Origin of the sequence: Shewanella sp. VB17 (assembly GCF_013248905.1) — a bacterium.
Taxonomy (GTDB): Bacteria; Pseudomonadota; Gammaproteobacteria; order Enterobacterales; family Shewanellaceae; genus Shewanella.
On the sequence record NZ_JABRVS010000001.1, the window covers coordinates 3,006,218 to 3,025,911 of the forward strand.

Genomic DNA, 19,694 nt, shown 5'->3' on the forward strand with positions numbered 1-19,694 from the left:
TTTACCAATCACAATTTAGTCGTTTAATTGTGATTTTCTTTTTCTATCACGACAGCGGTGCCATAGACCAGAATTTCGGCCATGCCTTGGGAGATAGCACTGGTTGTGAAGCGAATGTTGATAATGGCATTGGCCCCTTTCAATTTCGCATCGTCAATCATTCTTTGCACTGCCATATCGCGCGCATCTGATAACATTTCTGTATACCCTGCTATCTCACCACCAATCAATGTTTTAAGCCCAGCCATGATATCTCTACCAACATGTTTAGACTGAACAATATTGCCGTTAACGAGGCTGATAAACTCGGTGACTCGATAACCAGCAACATCTATTGTATTTGATAAAATCATCTTTACTCCCTCACAGTTCTCGATAAGTCTGTTTTTCTTCAAAATACATTTTTAAAGCCATGTAATTTACAGAGAAATTTGAATAACTAATAAATCTATATTATCGGAGGAATGATTAACTAACCCATGCTCTCCCCATGGCTGATTCAGTATCATATCACCTTTTGTGATCTGAACTTTTTCCCCGTTTAAGGTCATTTGACCATTGCCTTCAAGCACAATATACATTTCTTCATTATTGCCGTGCTTGTGATATCCTACCGTTGAATGTGGAGGAATAACGACTCTATCAATGAAATCAATATTACTTTTAAAATCATCTGAACTCCAGATCTCATGCAAATCATACGGACCCACTCCATCATGGGATTTTTCACAGACTTGGACAATATTGTTTAAAAAATTCTTAATCACATCAAATCCTTAATAAATGGCAACCGATTAAATTAACCTATAGGCATTAACGGTTATTGATAATCAGCTAGACTTAAATTTTCCTTCTCACATACCTTAATCACGGCATCACGTTGTGCTAATCGTCGCAGATATTGAGATAAATGATGAAATGATAGTGGTGGATTTTTAAGCTCATCAGCCCACACAGCCAGCATAAATAAAAAATAATCAGCAACACTAATCGTTTGTCCAATAAGGAAATCTTTATCTTTAAGCTCACGGTCAAGTAAGGTAAACATATCTGTTATTCTACTTTCTTGTGCGGCGACAATACATTCAAGGGTGTTAACATCTGTTGTATGTTGTTGAGGATAGCAATATACCATCAGTGCAGCTTGGACTGTATTGGTTAAATACATCATCCATTGAAAAAATAATGCACGGTTTTTATCGCCAATTTGAGGGATTAAGTTTGAAGCTGGATGGACTTCAGCCAAATGAATACAAATTGCAGGACTTTCGAAAATAGCAAAACCATTATCAATTAAGGTCGGGATCCGGCCTGCCGGGTTTAATGCTAAATAATCAGCAGATTTTTGTGCATTGCTTTTTCTATCTACCATGATAAGTGTGAAATCAATCTTCAGTTCTTCGAGTATAAAGTGAGGTGCAATACTGGCATTCAATGGATAGTAATATAGCTGATACAACAGATCCTCCTTGTGCTGTTAATAAAATGTTTAATCATCGTACGTAAATGATGAATACTAAGCAATGAAATACCATTATTGGTATTTCATTTTATAAAACCATTTTGATATTGGACGATAATAAGTTAATCCATTACTTTATAGATTGGGCGCATCAAAATGTTCACCTTCATCACTGTATGCTGTCACGATGACATCTTCTACTAGCCCTGTTTGAGACGTGACGTGAGATTCAAAAAAATGCTGAATTTGCTCTCTCGCGCAATGTGCAGACCATGCACCATGATCCTTCCAAATCTCATTAAATACAATGGAATATTCATTCCTTGTCGCATTCGGGTGATCGATTTGACGGGTAAGTCGATATTAAATACAACCTTCTTCTCGATATGAGTCTGGCTCAAGTGCTTTTAATACCTCAAACAACTCAGCTTCTTTGCCTGCTTTAGGTTTAAATTGGGCTAATACGTAAACTCGACTTGTCATTAACTGTCTTTCCTATTTAGATAAATAACTTATATTCCAAGGATAACGCAAGCATTTATATCAAATGTCCCTTTAATGTATCATTGATTCAATAAAACATGTTTTATGTAAAGACTGGCCTAAAAAACTACGCTCATATAATGCAGCATAAGCTCCAGAGGTCATAGTGATCACATGGTCCAAGATGCAAGCTAGTGCCCAGAAATTGAGACTATAACGTTAACATTATTTGAAAGTAGATAAAAATTATGCGGTTACATTTTTTCTCCCATCAACGAAATCACGGCAAGAACTAGCACAAGCTTTACACTCAAAATGTTTGCCTTCATGCTTACCGCATTCTTACTTGCAATCTTTACAGATCCCGGTATATACCTGCGCAAATTCACCTAAATGTGATGGTTGATATGCGGCTAATGTGCTTTAGCTTGGATTCGATAAGCGTGAAGCAGAGGCTCAGTATAACCAGAAGGCTGACTTTTCCCTTTGAAAATCAAATCTTCAGCGGCTTTAAATGCAATACCATCAAAATGAGGGGCCATATTCCGGTACGCTTTGTCTGTGGTATTTTGTTTATCGACCACCACGGCCATTCTTTTCAGCGATGCCGTGACTTGTTCTTTATTACATATCCCATGTTCGAGCCAATTGGCAATATATTGAGATGAAATTCGTAATGTGGCCCTGTCTTCCATCAGAGCAATATCATTAATGTCAGGCACCTTAGAGCAACCAATGCCTTGATCTATCCAGCGAACCACATAGCCCAATATTCCTTGAACATTGTTGTCTAACTCTCTTTCTATTTCTGCTTGAGTCAGTGTAATAGGATGCTCAAACAAAGGAATCGTGAGTATGTTGTCCAAACTTGCCCGTTTTCTTGTGGCTAATGTTTGTTGACGTTCAGACACATTCACTTGATGGTAGTGAATCGAATGTAAACTGGCCGCATTAGGTGATGGTACCCAAGCAGTATTGGCACCCGCCTTAGGGTGAGCGACTTTTTGATCTAGCATTTTTGCCATCTCATCGGGCATCGCCCACATGCCTTTTCCTATCTGAGCTCGACCAGAAAGTCCGCATGCTAAGCCAACATCCACATTCCAATCTTCATAGGCATTGATCCAAGCTTGTTGCTTCATCATTGATTTAGGGACAAATGGACCTGCTAGCATAGAGGTATGGATCTCATCTCCAGTTCTATCAAGAAATCCGGTATTAATGAATACCACTCGCTCTTTTGCTGTGCGAATACATTCTTTAAGGTTAATTGTCGTGCGACGCTCTTCATCCATGATACCCAGCTTGATGGTATAACGTGACAATTTAAAGGCATCTTCAATACGCGTAAATAACTCACAGGTAAAGGCCACTTCTTCAGGTCCATGCATCTTAGGTTTAACAATATAAATGGCACCTGTCCGACTGTTAGCAAGCACGGGATGATAACCTTGTAGATCGTGAAGCGCGGCAAGTACTGTTATCATGCCATCGAGGATCCCCTCAGGGATCTCATCACCATTGCTGTCTAAAATGGCATTATTGGTCATCAAATGGCCGACATTACGAATAAACAGTAAACTGCGACCCGGTAAAATGAGCTTACCTCCTTCCAGGGTGTCATATTCTCGGTCTTGATTCAATTGACGCGTTAGTTCTCGCCCCCCTTTATGCACTTGAGCAGTGAGAGTGCCTTGCATTAACCCCAACCAATTTTCATACACTTCACATTTATCTTCAGCATCAACGGCGGCTATAGAATCTTCACAATCCATGATCGTCGTCACTGCAGCCTCAACCAGAAGATCTTTAACGTTGGCCAAATCAATGTTACCGATGCGGTGATCTTTATCTATCTGTATTTCAACATGGAGGCCATTGTTTTTTAATAAAATAGTGCAGGGAGCGTGTTTATCTCCAGTGAAGCCAATACATTTTTCAGGGTGCATTAGGCCAGTATCACTGCCATCGGCTAATGTCACCAACAGTTGATGATTCGTTATCTGATAATGACGTACATCACTATGGCTACCTACCGCCAAAGGCGCTAGCTGATCTAAATGTTGCTTAGCAAAGGCGATAACTTTCAGTCCTCGAACAGGATTATAAGCCGATCCTATCTCTGCACCGCCCTCTTCACTGATGGCATCGGTACCATAGAGTGCATCATACAAACTTCCCCAGCGAGCGTTTGTGGCATTGAGCGCAAACCTAGCATTTTTAAGCGGAACCACTAATTGAGGGCCTGCTTGTTCAACAATTTCTTTATCAACATGTTCTGTTTCAATTGTGAAGTCAGCTCCCTCTTCGAGTAAATAACCAATGTGTATTAAAAATTGCTTGTAGGCAATAGGATCATGCTTTTGGTGAGCCAAATTTTGGCTCACATGCCATTGATCTATTTGGGCTTGCAGTTCGTCACGTTTATGCAGTAGTGCCCTATTTTTAGGGCTCAGATCATCGACTATTTCTGCTAATTTGCGCCAAAAGTGATCAATAGAGATCTCTGTTCCTGGCAGGATTTTGTCATTAACCAAATCAAGCAGCACTTGTGCTACTTGCAAACTACCCATTTGAACTCGTGATATCATCGCTGTGCTTCCTTAATTGATCAATCATCTCTAGATAAATAGGATACTCAGTACATGCCAGCATACTGATAATAAAAAGGAAAATTAAAAATCGTGGGCATAGCTTCTAACACCAAGTGGCGTCAAAATGATTGAGGTCACTTGGGGATAAAACCTGAGTACCGCACAGCACTGCTGTGCAAATAGAGCTAACTCAAGCTTATATCACCGACTATCATTGACATAATTTATCGTATTTATGATTAGTATTCATTAGAATGATATTACTCATGTATTGAGATTAAAATCGGTCAATCATCTTCGCGGTTTGCGTGATTAATTCACGCATCCATTGATGAGCGGGGTTGTGTTGTAATAAAGGACTCCACGCCATCGTTAACTCAATATTCGGAATATCAAAAGGAGGAGGCACTATCGACACTCGAGGATTATCTTGCTGTAACCTCGCCATCTTACTTGGCACTGTAGCAATAAGATCTTGCCTTTCAGCCAGCGAACTTGCGGCCTGATAGTGACGAGTAAACACGGTGATCCGCCGTTTAGCCCCTATCTTAGCTAACGCTTCATCTACCCAGCCCAGCCTCTGTACATCATCGGGATCCATGCCAACACCAATCCCCATGCCAGTTTTACTGACCCACACATGATGGGCACCAAGATAACTGGCTAAGTTAAAGTGTTTCAACACATCATGATTTCGATTGATTAAGCAGCTAAAACTATCTTTCCAAAGTACTTTTTGGTGAAAAGATTGGGGGATACTGTCGAAACGGTTAATTACCATATCCACTCGCCCTTGCTCCACATCAGGAAAATTCACATCACTGGGCGTCATAATGTCTAAAATAACTTTAGGGGCTTCATTGCGTAAACGCGCGATTAATAACGGTATAAGTGTCGCTTCAGCATAATCTGACGCCATCATACGAAACACTTGCTCACTCTCGAAGGGGTTAAATTGCGCTTTGGGTTCTATCGCTTTTTCTAAACCAACCAGTAATTCACGGATCACCGGCTTTAACGCTAACGCTCGCTCGGTTGGGGTCATCCCTTTACTGGTCCTGATCAGTAGAGGATCATCAAAAAGTCCTCGTAACCTTTTTAATCCATTACTCATTGCCGGTTGGCTGATCCCCAGTTGATCAGCCGCGCGTGTAACATTTAGCTCTCTTAGCAACACATCAAAGTACACTAATAGATTGAGGTCGACTCTAGATATATTCATAAAACAAATACCGAAGATAATCACTATAAATTAGACTTATTATACTCAGTATTACTATTATTTTTAATGGAAGCAAACATTGTTAATCATTTTTAGTAGGAAGGGACTTACCATGTCAAATTATAAAGCTGATATCGACAGCACAACAACGCTATTAGAAAAAGAAGGTAGCGCATGGAATGCGATTAACCCTGAGTCAGTCGCTCGTATGCGAGCCCAGAACCAGTTTAAGACAGGTTTAGACATCGCGAAGTACACTGCTAAGATAATGCGTGAAGACATGGCTAATTACGATGCGGATCACACGAAATACACCCAGTCTTTAGGGTGCTGGCATGGTTTTATTGGTCAGCAGAAGATGATTGCCATTAAAAAGCACCTGCTCAGCACTAAACGTTGTTATCTTTACTTATCGGGTTGGATGGTGGCAGCCCTACGCAGTGAATTTGGACCATTGCCCGACCAATCAATGCATGAGAAAACCTCGGTTGCCAGTTTAATCAGCGAACTTTATACTTTCCTTCGCCAAGCCGATGCCCGTGAACTTGGTGGTCTTTTTCGTGAACTCGATAATGCCAACGGCAAAGAAAAAGACGCTGTTCAAGCAAAAATTGATCACTTCGAAACTCATGTGGTTCCGATTATTGCCGATATTGACGCAGGCTTTGGTAATGAAGAAGCCACTTATCTAATGGCGAAACAAATGATTGAAGCGGGTGCCTGTTGTATTCAACTTGAAAACCAAGTTTCAGACGTTAAACAATGTGGTCATCAAGACGGCAAAGTCACCGTCCCTCATGTTGAATTTCTTGCCAAAATCAATGCGGTGCGTTATGCCTTCCTTGAGCTAGGTATTGATGATGGTGTCATTGTTGCGCGTACTGATTCATTAGGTGCTGGACTAACACAAAAAATAGCGGTGACCTCGAAGCCAGGTGATCTTGGCGATCAATATAATTCATTCCTTGAAGTTGAAGAAGTCGTGACAGAGAACCTCAATAACGGCGATCTGGTCTTTAAACGTGGTGATAAGTTGGTTAAGCCTGCACGTCTGCCTAATGGCCTGTTTAAATTCAGGGCGGGTACCGGTGAAGAACGCTGTGTACTCGACTGCATCACCAGCTTACAAAATGGGGCGGATTTGTTATGGATTGAGACTGAAAAGCCTCATGTGGCTCAAATTGGAGCCATGGTCAATGCCATCCGTCACGTTATTCCTAACGCCAAACTGGTATACAACAACTCACCATCATTTAACTGGACACTGAACTTCCGTCAGCAGATCTTCGATATCATGGCACAAGCAGGTAAAGATGTATCGAGCTATAAGCGTGAAGACTTAATGAGTATCGATTACGACGGCACTGAACTGGCCATACAAGCAGATGAGAAAATCCGCACCTTCCAAGCTGATTCAGCACGTGAAGCAGGTATCTTTCATCACCTCATCACACTACCCACTTATCATACAGCGGCCCTGTCGACTGATAACTTGGCCAAAGAGTACTTCGGCGATCAAGGCATGCTGGGGTATGTGGCGAATGTTCAGCGTCAAGAGATCCGCCAAGGCATCGCCTGTGTGAAACATCAACACATGTCAGGCTCTGATATTGGCGATGATCACAAGGAGTACTTCTCAGGCGATCAAGCACTAAAAGCCTCGGGTAAAGATAACACAATGAATCAATTCAGCTAATTAACTTATTGGTACTGCTGGTTCTCATCATTCAACACCAACAAAAATCAGGCTATTCTGATTTTTGTTGTTGAGGACCCAAAGTATGGTTGACATTGTTATTAATATCCGCATTATAGTCTGAATTATCTCTATGTAAGTTAATGGTCTATATCAAAAATATGAATCAAATTTATACTCTTTGCTATGTGTTACAAACCAATAAGGTACGACTCAATGTCAATACCTTATGGTTTAATATGCAGCGGAGAAAATGGAGTAACTAAGAGACTTTCTACCATTTTAAACCGCATGAGTCAGCAATGCGGTTATCTATCCTAACACCGCATTGCCCTCGAGTATTATCTATGTTGTTATAATGAGAGCCAAATGCCATGCCAGAACAAGCATCACATCAACCCGCAGTTAAGCATATAAACCAACCTCTTTTATCAAAAATGGTGCCAGTGGCTTTTTTGGCCGTCGTGCTTATCTGGTCGACAACCCCACTGGGCATTGTATGGAGCAGCGAGTCAGTTCACCCAACGATGGCTGTGTTACTTCGAATGTTGATTGCGCTTGCTTTAGGTAGCTTAATTTTACTCATCACTCGAATTCGATTACCTATGTCTAAAACAGCACTCAAGTTATATGCCTTTTCATCCATTGGTATTGTTGGTGGCATGCTATTGAGCTATTTTTCAGCCAAGTATCTCATGTCGGGGACCATATCGTTAATCTTTGGACTTTCTCCTTTGATATCCGGACTTTTAGCCCAAAAAATTCTTAATGAACCCACATTCGGGCCGATACGATCTTTATCATTGGTCGTGGCTTTTATCGGGCTTGGAATTGTGTGTTCCTCTAAAATCTCGTTAACGTCGGATAGCTGGATAGGTTTAGTACTGATTTTAACAGCAATGTTTCTGTTTAGCTTAAGTGGTGTGTTAATTAAAACGGTTAAAATTAACATCCACCCCATCGCAAGTACTGTCGGCGCACTGATGTTTTCCACGCCAATATTCATCTTAGCTTGGATCATATTTGATGGCACTTTACCAATAGCACAATGGGAAATAAAATCTATTTATGCCATTATCTATCTTGGCATATTTGGCTCCTTAATTGGTTTTATTGGTTACTTTTACATCTTGCAAAACCTCAAGGCGAGTACAGTGGCTTTAGTCACACTCATCACTCCTGTTTTTGCCATCATGCTAGGCGCAAGCCTCAATGGTGAAATCATCACTTCATCCCTCATTTTAGGGGCTATCTGTGTCCTTTTGGGATTAAGTTTGTATCAATTTGGTGATCGATGCTTACAGCGTGTAAAGCTAAGTCGTCAACGACGAGGCTCAACAAAGATTATTTTATGAAAAATAATCTTATATTCAATAAATTAAAAAAACTACAACCACATCATTAAAACAAATAGACAGTACTCGTTTTCCTAACGAGTACTTTAAAAAACCATCTAAAAATAAGCAACCTATGTAAATAGTGCCATAATGAATGAATCACTCAAGGCAGAGGGATTTGCATCGTATGTCAATATACGTTTGGAACAATCTATCAGTAAAAAATAAATTATTTAGTTTAGTTCTCATACCAATAGTGCTGTTACTGACACTCGCTGGACGACAGGTATATTTCCTAACAATACAAATGTCTGAATTAGAGCGTTCGAATAACTTATCTCTCTATCTTCAAACAGTGTCGTTATTGTATCGCGAATCTCAACACGTCAATGTTGAGAATGCAGGTCAGATGACTGCATCATTATCGGCAAAGCTTACCACACTCTCTCCTGCTATTTTTCGCACTAACACACAGACAGTAAACACATTGATTGATAACTTCAATGAAGCAACATTATCGATTATAGAAGCCAATGACCAATATGAAAAACTCGATGCAATCGAATGGCAAGCTGACTTATACCAACTAATTTTACTGAGCATTGAACGTGTACCACTGGAACATTCCAATACTGACATTAAACATCATCTATATGCATTATTGCAATTAGAATGGTTAATGTTTTGGTCGAACGAAGAAGATAAACTCAGTAGATCCTTATTCAATATCCATCAAGATATGCAAAAGTATGACCACGAATTGGCAGAACAGATCCAAACGTTAAGCCAGAGACAGTTACTTTTTTTAGAACGATTTGTGTCATTGAATGCTAACACTGCTCAAGTGGCTTTAATGGTTAACACATTTAAAAATGAGGTATTTATCACCAGTCAACAATTTCGGAGTATTTTACTCAATATGACCGCGATTGAGTCATTAACTCAACAAGATGTAAATCGTGGATTAAACGCCCTTTCCACTCGATTGACGCTGCTTCTTGCCGTTGGCAATAATATAAAATCTCAGTTTCAATCTGACGTTGAACAAGCCATTGATGCTGCTGAGATTCAACGTGCTCTGTTCATTTCAATGATCACTGTACTCACGTTATTGGTTATTGGTTTTGCGCTAAGTTTTGCTCGACAAATGACTCACAACTTAAATCTCATATTAACGTTTATTAAATCAAACGATATTGCCCATCAATCCTTGCTCTCTGCTCTGATCAAAGGAAAAGATGAACTCAGTCTATTTGCACAACAAGTCGCGCGATTAACATGGGAAAGACACCAGACTAATGAGAAGCTCATTGTTGCAAAAGAAGCCGCCGAACAAGCCAAAGATGAAGCGATACAAGCCAGTAAAGCTAAAAGTAGTTTTCTGGCGAATATGTCTCATGAAATACGCACACCTTTAAATGGTGTTATTGGTATTGCAGAAATACTCGCTGATACAGCACTTAGCCCCACTCAGCAAGACTACCTCGATACAATAGAAACATCTTCACAGCTTCTGTTAAGTCTAATCAATGACATACTTGATTTTTCAAAAATTGAATCTGGCATGTTGTTAATCAACCCAGGTTCTACTTGTATACGTGAAACTATTTATGATGTTGCTGCTATTGCCGCACCCAAAGCAAGAGAAAAAGGCATAGAAATAAAAGTCAACATCAGTGAAAATACTCCCTGTAGAGTGATGGTCGATGATCATCGTTTACGCCAAATTCTGATGAATTTTATGTCCAATGCCGTTAAATTCACATTACAAGGCTCTGTCACTTTATCAATAGAAACTCAGAATATAACGGATGAAAACACCCAGATTAGATTTGCTGTTCAAGATTCTGGCATTGGTATTGATGAACTACAACAACAGAATATTTTCACCCCTTTCATTCAAGAAGACGATTCAATTACCAAGCAATTTGGGGGCACGGGTTTAGGGCTGGCGATCAGTACACAATTGGTAGAGATCATGGGGGGGGAAATCTTATTAGACTCACGTAAAGGACAAGGTAGCTGTTTCTATTTTGATCTTCAATTACCTATTGATATTCAGCACTATGAACCCAAGAACGCCTTTACTCCAATAACACTGGTTTGTAATAATCCTTTACTACGCCAATATATAGGATCTGAATTATCATTTTACCAAGTGGCCATTTCACAGCATATCGATACGATAGAGGCGATCCTTGCTCAACCAATAGCGCAAACCAAGTCCCTATCTACTATAATTATCCTAGAAGACGTGATATACCAGAATTCTCCCGTTTTAACTCAAGAAAATAATCAGACATTAAAAAAACAATTTGAAACTCTCACATCTCGCGGCGTGTCCATTTGCTTAATCAGACCATTTCTTGGTACCCACTATGATTTTGGTAACAGTATTGCAGCAGTATTGTTCCTTCCTTTACTTGGAACGCGTTTACTCAAAGCACTTGAAACGTGCCAAGCAAGTCATCAAGTTATAATGAGTTCACAAACCACTGAATTAATGAAAAATAATAACGTGCTCATTGTTGAAGATAATTTAGTCAATCAAAAGATTGCTGGATTACACGTAGCAAAAGCTGGCTTTGACTTCGATTTAGCAAATAATGGTGAAGAAGCCATTCAAATGTACACCAAGCATCCTCATTATGCTGCTATTTTGATGGATTGTATGATGCCGGTCATGGATGGTTTTACGGCGACAGAGCAGATCCGAAACATCGAAAAAGAACGCAATATGTCGCGCAGGATCCCAATTATAGCCTTAACTGCAAGCGTACTTGATGATGATATTCAAAAATGCTTCGATGTTGGCATGGATGATTATCTTTCTAAGCCTTTTAAAATGAAGGCTCTTAAAGAGAAACTTCTCGCTGCAACTGAGTCTATTACACTCTCAAATACAATAAAAAACAATGAAAAACAACAACTTAGTGTTAGCCAGACAAATATCACTAAGCCATGTCTCATCAAATCTGCAAGGATCCTATTGGTTGAAGACAATCACATTAATCAAGAAGTGGCTTCATATATGCTTTTAAAAGCAGGTTATTCTTTTGATATCGCTGACAATGGTCAAGATGCGGTTGACATGTATCGTAAAGATAATAGTTATGACATTATTTTAATGGATTGCATGATGCCAATAAAAGATGGCTTTACTGCAAGCGAAGAAATCAGGGCTCACGAACACGCATCTGGACTGAATAAAACACCGATCATCGCACTAACAGCGAGCATTATCGATGATGATGTACAACGTTGTTATGATTCTGGAATGGACGCCTATGTTGCCAAACCGGTTAGAAAAGAAAAATTACTTCACCAAATAGAAAGTGTCATGATATGAGAGATCACCAATGACTTTACCACCAACATTGTTGAATCCATGCAAGTTGAAAAAAATCGCTATTATCATTGTGTTACTTAAACTCGTCATTCTACCCACCTCACTGTATGCTAACGACAATTACGTTATTTTTTCTCTTGATCCTGAATTCACTGAAATTTCAATTCATAAGGCAAGAAAATTATATAAGGGGAAAAGTAAACGCCTTAATGGTAAACGAGTTGAGCTTTCTGACTGGCCAGAAAACAGTCAAGAACGAGCAAGTTTTTATCAAAATTTACTCGGTAAAAATACGGCACAAATGAATGCTCATTGGGCGAGTTTATCTTTTTCTGGGAAAGTGAGATACCCTAAAGAACTTGATAAAGCAAACATAAATGTGTTAATTCAATGGTTAAAAGCAAAGCCTAACCGTATCGGTTATGCGCGTCTAACATCTCTGCCTAAAAACGCCACCATCTTATATATCGTTAACTCGGACAATTAATATGAGAATAATCTCTGCAGCTTTAGTCATCCTATCTTTTCCAGCTGCTGCCATCATAGAAATAACAGATAACTTAGCATTGGGAGGTTTCGGCTCTAGCTCATGGGCTAAATCAGATAATGCCACTTCCTTGATGATCCATCGAGGTTTTGTTGATGAAAGTTGCTATGATTGTGATACTACCTTTGGCGTTCAATTAGATTATTATTATGATGCGTTAAAGGCCTCTATACAAGTTGTCAAACGTCCTCAAGATGGCTGGGATGATCCTCAAATTGAATGGGCTTACATTGGGTATGACATTGATGATTTCGATATACATGTAGGTACACTTCGACTGCCACTGTTTCTAACATCAGAATATTATTATGTTGGGCACGCCTACAAAATGGCCCGTCCGCCAACAGAGGTATATAACAGTATCTTGGGGATCACGGCTTTTAACGGCGTAGATGTGAGTTGGAACATCGACATTAATGATACTCAATCTCTTGTTGTTACACCTTTTTATGGATTCGAAGATGAAAATGAAGTTAATTATTCTTCTTCTACTACTCTCAATTTTTCCATCAGCAGTATGCTTGGTTTTAATGCTAGGTTGAGCAGTGATAATTATCGATGGAATTTTGCCCTACTTAATGCTCAGTATGACCAAACCAATAGTGTTAGATTCGGTGAGCAAGTGATTGTTGTGCAAAATGATAATCAAAGTCTACTTTTATGGTCATTAGGAGCTGAATATGAAATAGGTTCCACTTTACTTACCATTGAAGCTCAAATTAATGATTATTCTTCTTCTTGGTATAGTAGCATTGCTTATCAGCATCAGAGTGTCACTTCCTATATAAGCTATGGTACTCAGTATGATGCCAATGAAAAAATAGTCAGTAATAGTTATCTCATAGGATTGCGCTATGATCTTTACTTTAATCTATCCATGAATGGAGAGCTTCAATATTTTGATTTAACGAAAGACAGAGGCACTTTTTTATCTTCCCCAATAAAAGATGAGGCATTTCTTTATACTGTCATGCTTAATTTTGTCTTCTAAAAAATGTATCTCTGTCGATAAACATAAAGATTGGAACTATGTCAATAATTTAGTTAATTAAAAAGGATAGAAAATGAATATTAGTAGATATGTAAATGCTAGATTTCAGCAACACCTGAGCAACTAAATGACATGATGCCAAACGGAATTTATTTCCCTGATGGTTTTATATGCAGCACGTGTCAGATTGTGCTTTATTTTCAGTCAATAAAGTTAGAAAGCGCTCTGGTGAAGCTAGGGATTTCAATCTTTAATATCAATGAAAAGAGGCACATTAGATGAACTAGCAAGGTTTTCAGAATATAAAATTTGCAAATATTATATAATAAAAATCGTTGGGGCAATGCTCAACACAAGGATGGCATTCAGTATCGAAATAAGGGTTACATGATAACCCATAGTGGAGAGGTATTTTATGATTGATTTAACCAATTTTTTTAAACAATGGGAAAATAACTCAGAGTCCATAGAAGTTATCTTAACAGCTTATCTGGACGAATACGCAGAAGCTGAGACAACATTACGCACGCTTTTCGACGCTCAAAATTGGGGTGAAATATATATATTCTCTCACTCATTAAAAGGACTTTTAGTTGATTTTGGTGAGAAAGATACCTCAGTTATTTTAGCCGAAATAGAACAAAAAACCCAAATAGGCCAGTCAGTGGACGAGCACTTAATTAATCAAACTTGCTTAGCATTACCTGACATACATGCACAAATACAGACGGAACTGTCTTGTTTTTTAACCAAATAAATAGGCTTAGCACTGCTACATACCTAATGCCTATTCACCCACACTCGCCATTTTCCCTCTTTATTCTGCTCTAATCGACTTAACACCTTGGTTTGGGATAATAGCCACTGCCACTTAGCCTACCTATGCCGTGACCAAGTTATTGCTTTCAATTAATTTGAAAGTAATAACTTCAAATTATATAATGAGTTAACTTCATAATGAGGCGTAATTCCATCAGAGGCCTGTTGTTCATGACAATTTAACCAACAGGTATCTACACCAGCGTTTAATCCTCCCAAGATATCGGAGTGTGGGTTATCGCCAACCATTAATACCTTATTCCGCTCAGGATAGTTCATCAATGCTAAAGCATGCTCAAATATGCCTACATCTGGTTTAGCCATTCCCACCTCTTCAGAGATCACCACGTGATCAAATGCATCAAGTAGTCCGGTTTTCTGTAAACGAACGGTTTGCAGCTCAGTGAAACCATTGGTGATGATCCCAAGGCTGGCCTTACCTACTAACTCATCGATAAGCGCTTTAGCACCGGGCAATAAATCACAGATCTCCGCCATGTCCTGTAAAAAATGACTGTTAAGTTGTTGGGCACTGACACCAATCTTTTCTCCCCACTGAATAAATCTTCTTGTTTGTAACTCAGCGGCAGTAATTAATCCATTCTGATAATCGACCCAGAGTGGCTTGTTAATGTGTTGATAGAGTTCAAAATCTGTGTCTTTGAAATCAATAGCAAAACGGCTAAACATAAGCTTAAGACCTGCAAATGCATCGAAATGAAACAAGGTTTCATCGGCATCAAAGAGTATCCATTGGTATTGCATTTTAGTCCTTTTTATTGATTAAAATATTTATCAGCTAATCCTGTCGTATTGCCAGTAATGCGTGTTTTTTTCCCCTTATAGTCATTGTAAAAAGCAGCATGACTTAGGCGGGAAAACTCACCCTCTCTGTGATAATAAATGACACGAGTTTTTGCTTAGATTCACTCACAGGCATACGAGTGGGAATATCGCCATCAGCTGCAGTCAACCAAGCAATCAGATCAAGATCGAGATGAGCAAGCCCTTCATTCTGGCTAAGTTGTTTCGCTAAGGTTGATTTTCCCGAACCTGAATTACCAAAAATAACAATCCGTTTCACATACACTCCTGCAAAAATTGAACACTCAGAATAAACACAATGATTATCGAAGACATTAGCGACTTAAAACGTAATATCGATGTTTATCTCGTCATTTAGATACATATTGAAATAGTTTCACTTAATTCGAACATAGTAACGGTATTGAATATCATGCTAATAAAAAGGCCAACACAGAGCTGACCTTTGGTCTTATTTGAGGCTAAATGCTATTTTTTTTCAGTCCAGCGATCCATCCAACCTAAGACCTTGGCATACCACTGTTCAAGATTGTCAGGGGTTAAGATCCAATGATTCTCATCTGGGTAAATAAGTAATTCTGACGGGATCCCCTTGCGCTGCATGGCACTAAATGCAGCTAAACCTTGCCCATAAGGTACACGGAAATCTTGCTCACCATGGATAACCAGCATGGGGGTTTTCCAATTTTCAACATAGTTAACCGGGTTAAACTTCTCGTATAAGTCTTTGTTATCTTCATATGTGCCACCAAATTCATGCTCAGGAAACCATAATTCCTCTGTGACATAATACATAGAGCGCATATCAAACAAACCCGCATGATTAACGAGGCAATTAAAACCATCACTCCAATTACCTTGGATCCAATTCATCATATAACCACCATAGGATCCGCCCAAGGCGCAGGTACGGTTGCCATCAAGCCACTGTTGCTGCTGAGTGACCGCAGCCAATCCTTTTTGCAGATCTTCAAGTGGCTTGCCACCCCAATCTTTCGTAATCGAATCTGTAAACGCTTGACCATAGCCAGTAGAGCCATGAAAATCAATCATCACAACACCGTAACCCGCACCAGCCCATAATTGTGCATTCCAACGACTGCTAAATGAATTACCAAACGAGCCTTGTGGGCCGCCATGAACCAGAAAAGCGATAGGGTACTGTTTGCCTACTTGATAATTTGTTGGCTTAATCCAGTAACCATAAACCTCTTCATTGTTCCAACCTTTAAAACTAAACTGTTCAAAATCACCAAATTTAATCTTGGCTAAGTTTTCCTTGTTTACGTTAGTTAAACGTTGTGTCCCTTGACCGTCTAAATTTATTCGATGTAAATCACCAGGTTTATCTAAACTTTTGTGGTTGAATATGATTTTATCATCGGTAACGCCAACGATACTATTACTGCCGTCATCAAATAAGGTTTTCACGTCACCAAACTGAGTATTCACTTCAAATATAGTGACTTGGCCTACGTCTTGAGCCGTGACATATAAGGTGCGATTATCTTTACCAAAGGTCATTGCACTGGGACTACGATCCCATAATGGTGCAACTTCTTTTTCCTGTCCAGTCACAGTATCACGTAACATGATCCGATAACGATCAGCCTCAAAACCTGGTTTTGTCATCGCGAAATACGCTAAATAACGACCATCGGCTGAATAAGTAGGCTGTGAATCCCAGGCTTTATTTGCTTTTGTTAAGTTAACGACTTCACCACCAGAAACCGACACTTGCCACAGATCATAATTCGTATTCCAAGCTTGGTCTTTACTGGGGGCTTTTGCTGTATAAACGACATGTTTACCATCGGGAGTGAAGGTCACTTCTTCCATCCCTGAAAAAGGTTTTGGTGGAGTATCAGTGTCTAAACCAGCTGTGACATCTGTAGCGGTTGAGATCTTTTCACCGTTAAGCTGAGCCACAAACAGGTGACTACGAGCGTGATCTCCCCAAGTATCCCAATGTCTCACCATCAGCTGCTTATATTCACGGCCTGTTGACTTGCGTTTTTCTTCGGCAACAAACTTGGTTTTAGAACAAGCTAAATCTTTACAATCTGGAAAAACACGCAGGTTAAACACCACTTGTTTTGAATCTAGTGAAAGCTTAAAACCTTCAATATCCAATGGCAGATCAGAGACTTGAATTGCTTCTCCCCCTGAAAGTGATAAAGCGTATAATTGATTCGTACCATGACGATCAGCCAAAAAATACAGGGTTTTATCATCAGCAGAAAAAGCCACACTATGCTCAGTACCGCTCCCCGATGTCAATTGCTTTACTGTACTTTTTTCTTCAGACAAATCTTGGATATAAAGATCAGAATTGGCCTTTCCTTTACTATCAATTTTTTTGATAGCATAGACCAATTGTTTACCATTATGAGAGAGTGCCGCTGAGTGTAGTGTATTGATTTTAACTAAGTGTTGAACCGTAAAATCCTCAGTTTGAGAGGCTTGAACGGCACTTGCTATTCCGACACTAGTCAGGGCAAGTATGAGCGCAGATTTTTTCATTATTATTATCGTCGTCTTTGTTGATTGCTGTGTTATTTATGCCTGAGTCACTGCGAAATGCTCGCTTCTGAGCTTCCTAAGTATGACTGAACAAGGCGTGATTGAGAAAAGCGTTATTCTCCAGCCGACAGTATAGATACATTTTTCTATACGGAAAGTACATTATCAAAATAAGGAGGCGTAAACCTCCTTATTTTATTTCACTATTTGTAAGTGATTAACTTAATTTAACTTTCCAAATAGCCGGACCCGTTTCGTGTGCATTCACCCCATTAGAATCCACAGCGACAGTCACTGGCATGTCTTGTACGTCAAACTCGTAAATCGCTTCCATGCCAAGATCAGCAAAGGCGACAACACGGGATTGTTTAATCGCTTTAGAGACAAGATAAGCAGCGCCACCGACAGCCATCAAGTAAACCGCTTTATTCTTTTTAATGGATGCTACCGTCGCAGGACCACGTTCGGCTTTACCTATCATTCCCATGAGTCCAGTTTGCTCTAACATCAGATCGGTGAACTTATCCATACGTGTCGCCGTTGTCGGACCCGCAGGGCCAACGACTTCATCACCGACAGGATCAACAGGTCCAACATAATAGATAAATTTACCCGTAAAATCGACCCCTTCAGGTAAGCCTTCACCTGATTCAATCAAGCTTTGGATCCGCTTGTGTGCAGCATCTCGGCCTGTTAGCATCTTGCCGTTAAGCAGTAAAGTATCACCACTTTCCCACTGTTCGATATCGGCTTGAGTGACAGTATTAAGGTCAACTCGGCGCGTATTTTCACCCACTTCACGGGTGATCACAGGCCAATCTTCCAGTGATGGTGGAGGTAATAGTGCTGGGCCCGTTCCGTCGAGATGAAAATGTACGTGCCGTGTTGCTGCGCAGTTCGGGATCATCACGACGGGTTTTGAAGCTGCGTGAGTAGGTGCAGATTTAATTTTAACATCCAGTACAGTGGTTAATCCGCCGAGTCCTTGTGCGCCAATCCCCAGTTTATTCGCACGTTCAAAAATGTCTATACGCATCTTCTCTTCTGTGGTTTCTGCGCCTTTCACTTGCAACTCATGAATATCGACCGGATCCATTAATGATTCTTTGGCCATCACAGCCGCTTTTTCAGCCGTGCCGCCAATGCCGATCCCTAGCATGCCTGGTGGACACCAGCCAGCTCCCATGGTCGGTAAGGTTTTTTCAACCCAAGCAGCCACATCATCAGAGGGATTTAGCATGGCCATTTTTGATTTATTTTCTGATCCACCACCTTTAGCGGCAATCGCCACATCGACATGATGACCTGGCACCATCTCGATATGCACAACGGAGGGAGTATTATCTTTGGTGTTCTTACGTGTACCAGCAGGATCAGCGACGATGGAGGCACGCAGTGGATTATCAGGATTAGTATAAGCTTGCCTTACCCCTTCATCGACCATCTGCTGAACAGTCATGTCAGTCTTGTCCCATTTTACCGCCATGCCCACTTTAACAAAGCAAGTAACGATACCTGTATCTTGGCACAGAGGACGTTTACCTTCAGCTGACATACGAGAGTTAATTAATATCTGTGCAATGGCATCTTTCGCTGCATTGCTTTCCTCACGTTCATAAGCCTCAGACATCGCATCAATGAAATCTTTGGGATGGTAATACGAGATGTATTGCAGTGCATCAGCAACACTTTCAATAAGATCAGCTTGCTTTATGATGATTTCGTTACTCACAGACTCTTCCTTTTTATCGGACATAATAGAGATTCACTCCAACAGCTTTTATCGCCGTCATAATTATTGTTATTCACCTTGCTCTGGACCTATGATACCCCGCTATCCCCACAA

The 19,694-nt window shown here is 40.0% G+C and carries 15 protein-coding genes; 6 read left to right on the forward strand and 9 right to left on the reverse strand.

Features of this window, described 5'->3' with window-relative positions:
• Nucleotides 1–23: 23 nt before the first annotated feature.
• From HQQ94_RS12850 to HQQ94_RS12875, 5 genes are all read right to left on the reverse strand, one after another.
• Nucleotides 24–353 carry a YbjQ family protein gene (locus tag HQQ94_RS12850; protein WP_173294797.1) on the reverse strand — a complete coding sequence of 110 codons (330 nt, stop codon included), beginning with the start codon at nucleotides 351–353 and terminating at the stop codon, nucleotides 24–26.
• Between the two features lie 66 nt (nucleotides 354–419).
• Complete coding sequence (locus HQQ94_RS22865) at nucleotides 420–767, reverse strand: cupin domain-containing protein (RefSeq protein ID WP_173294798.1); 348 nt, start codon at nucleotides 765–767, stop codon at nucleotides 420–422.
• Between the two features lie 53 nt (nucleotides 768–820).
• Nucleotides 821–1,459 carry a glutathione S-transferase family protein gene (locus tag HQQ94_RS12860; RefSeq protein WP_173294799.1) on the reverse strand — a complete coding sequence of 213 codons (639 nt, stop codon included), beginning with the start codon at nucleotides 1,457–1,459 and terminating at the stop codon, nucleotides 821–823.
• 899 nt (nucleotides 1,460–2,358) lie between these two features.
• Complete coding sequence (locus HQQ94_RS12870; RefSeq protein WP_173294800.1) at nucleotides 2,359–4,536, reverse strand: malate synthase G; 2,178 nt, start codon at nucleotides 4,534–4,536, stop codon at nucleotides 2,359–2,361.
• Between the two features lie 280 nt (nucleotides 4,537–4,816).
• Nucleotides 4,817–5,761, reverse strand: a complete 945-nt coding sequence (locus HQQ94_RS12875) for a LysR family transcriptional regulator (RefSeq protein ID WP_173294801.1) — start codon at nucleotides 5,759–5,761, stop codon at nucleotides 4,817–4,819.
• Between the two features lie 112 nt (nucleotides 5,762–5,873).
• Between HQQ94_RS12875 and HQQ94_RS12880 the strand changes: the two genes are divergently transcribed.
• The 6 genes from HQQ94_RS12880 to HQQ94_RS12905 all read left to right on the forward strand — a co-directional run bounded on the left by HQQ94_RS12880 (nucleotide 5,874) and on the right by HQQ94_RS12905 (nucleotide 14,438).
• Nucleotides 5,874–7,457 (forward strand): isocitrate lyase, encoded by a 1,584-nt coding sequence (locus tag HQQ94_RS12880; RefSeq protein ID WP_173294802.1) that lies wholly within the window; start codon nucleotides 5,874–5,876, stop codon nucleotides 7,455–7,457.
• 374 nt (nucleotides 7,458–7,831) lie between these two features.
• On the forward strand, nucleotides 7,832–8,812 hold the full coding sequence (locus tag HQQ94_RS12885; RefSeq protein WP_173294803.1) for a DMT family transporter: 981 nt from the start codon (nucleotides 7,832–7,834) through the stop codon (nucleotides 8,810–8,812).
• Nucleotides 8,813–8,981: 169 nt separating this feature from the next.
• Entirely contained in the window at nucleotides 8,982–12,143 is a 3,162-nt protein-coding gene (locus HQQ94_RS12890) for a response regulator (protein WP_173294804.1), read from the forward strand.
• 10 nt (nucleotides 12,144–12,153) lie between these two features.
• Nucleotides 12,154–12,630 (forward strand): hypothetical protein, encoded by a 477-nt coding sequence (locus tag HQQ94_RS12895; protein ID WP_173294805.1) that lies wholly within the window; start codon nucleotides 12,154–12,156, stop codon nucleotides 12,628–12,630.
• A 1-nt stretch (nucleotide 12,631) separates the two neighbouring features.
• Entirely contained in the window at nucleotides 12,632–13,681 is a 1,050-nt protein-coding gene (locus HQQ94_RS12900) for a sulfate ABC transporter permease (protein ID WP_173294806.1), read from the forward strand.
• Nucleotides 13,682–14,096: 415 nt separating this feature from the next.
• Nucleotides 14,097–14,438 carry a hypothetical protein gene (locus HQQ94_RS12905; RefSeq protein WP_173294807.1) on the forward strand — a complete coding sequence of 114 codons (342 nt, stop codon included), beginning with the start codon at nucleotides 14,097–14,099 and terminating at the stop codon, nucleotides 14,436–14,438.
• 152 nt (nucleotides 14,439–14,590) lie between these two features.
• On the opposite strand, the gene yjjG is transcribed toward HQQ94_RS12905, so the two are convergent.
• The 4 genes from yjjG to HQQ94_RS12925 form a co-directional block, all read right to left on the reverse strand.
• Nucleotides 14,591–15,265, reverse strand: coding sequence for a pyrimidine 5'-nucleotidase (gene yjjG / locus HQQ94_RS12910; protein ID WP_173294808.1), 675 nt, complete (start codon nucleotides 15,263–15,265; stop codon nucleotides 14,591–14,593).
• Between the two features lie 103 nt (nucleotides 15,266–15,368).
• Entirely contained in the window at nucleotides 15,369–15,584 is a 216-nt protein-coding gene (locus HQQ94_RS12915; RefSeq protein WP_173294809.1) for a EutP/PduV family microcompartment system protein, read from the reverse strand.
• 209 nt (nucleotides 15,585–15,793) lie between these two features.
• Nucleotides 15,794–17,848, reverse strand: coding sequence for a S9 family peptidase (locus HQQ94_RS12920; RefSeq protein WP_173294810.1), 2,055 nt, complete (start codon nucleotides 17,846–17,848; stop codon nucleotides 15,794–15,796).
• A 217-nt stretch (nucleotides 17,849–18,065) separates the two neighbouring features.
• Nucleotides 18,066–19,604 carry a fumarate hydratase gene (locus HQQ94_RS12925; RefSeq protein ID WP_173294811.1) on the reverse strand — a complete coding sequence of 513 codons (1,539 nt, stop codon included), beginning with the start codon at nucleotides 19,602–19,604 and terminating at the stop codon, nucleotides 18,066–18,068.
• Nucleotides 19,605–19,694: the final 90 nt, after the last annotated feature.

Excerpts from the sequence above, each read along its gene's own strand:
- HQQ94_RS12850 (WP_173294797.1), bottom strand. The coding sequence starts at position 353 with ATGATTTTATCAAATACAATAGATGTTGCTGGTTATCGAGTCACCGAG.
- HQQ94_RS12870 (WP_173294800.1), bottom strand. The coding sequence starts at position 4,536 with ATGATATCACGAGTTCAAATGGGTAGTTTGCAAGTAGCACAAGTGCTG.
- HQQ94_RS12875 (WP_173294801.1), bottom strand. The coding sequence starts at position 5,761 with ATGAATATATCTAGAGTCGACCTCAATCTATTAGTGTACTTTGATGTG.
- HQQ94_RS12880 (WP_173294802.1), top strand. The coding sequence starts at position 5,874 with ATGTCAAATTATAAAGCTGATATCGACAGCACAACAACGCTATTAGAA.
- HQQ94_RS12885 (WP_173294803.1), top strand. The coding sequence starts at position 7,832 with ATGCCAGAACAAGCATCACATCAACCCGCAGTTAAGCATATAAACCAA.
- HQQ94_RS12890 (WP_173294804.1), top strand. The coding sequence starts at position 8,982 with ATGTCAATATACGTTTGGAACAATCTATCAGTAAAAAATAAATTATTT.
- HQQ94_RS12895 (WP_173294805.1), top strand. The coding sequence starts at position 12,154 with ATGACTTTACCACCAACATTGTTGAATCCATGCAAGTTGAAAAAAATC.
- HQQ94_RS12900 (WP_173294806.1), top strand. The coding sequence starts at position 12,632 with ATGAGAATAATCTCTGCAGCTTTAGTCATCCTATCTTTTCCAGCTGCT.
- HQQ94_RS12905 (WP_173294807.1), top strand. The coding sequence starts at position 14,097 with ATGATTGATTTAACCAATTTTTTTAAACAATGGGAAAATAACTCAGAG.
- yjjG (WP_173294808.1), bottom strand. The coding sequence starts at position 15,265 with ATGCAATACCAATGGATACTCTTTGATGCCGATGAAACCTTGTTTCAT.
- HQQ94_RS12920 (WP_173294810.1), bottom strand. The coding sequence starts at position 17,848 with ATGAAAAAATCTGCGCTCATACTTGCCCTGACTAGTGTCGGAATAGCA.
- HQQ94_RS12925 (WP_173294811.1), bottom strand. The coding sequence starts at position 19,604 with ATGTCCGATAAAAAGGAAGAGTCTGTGAGTAACGAAATCATCATAAAG.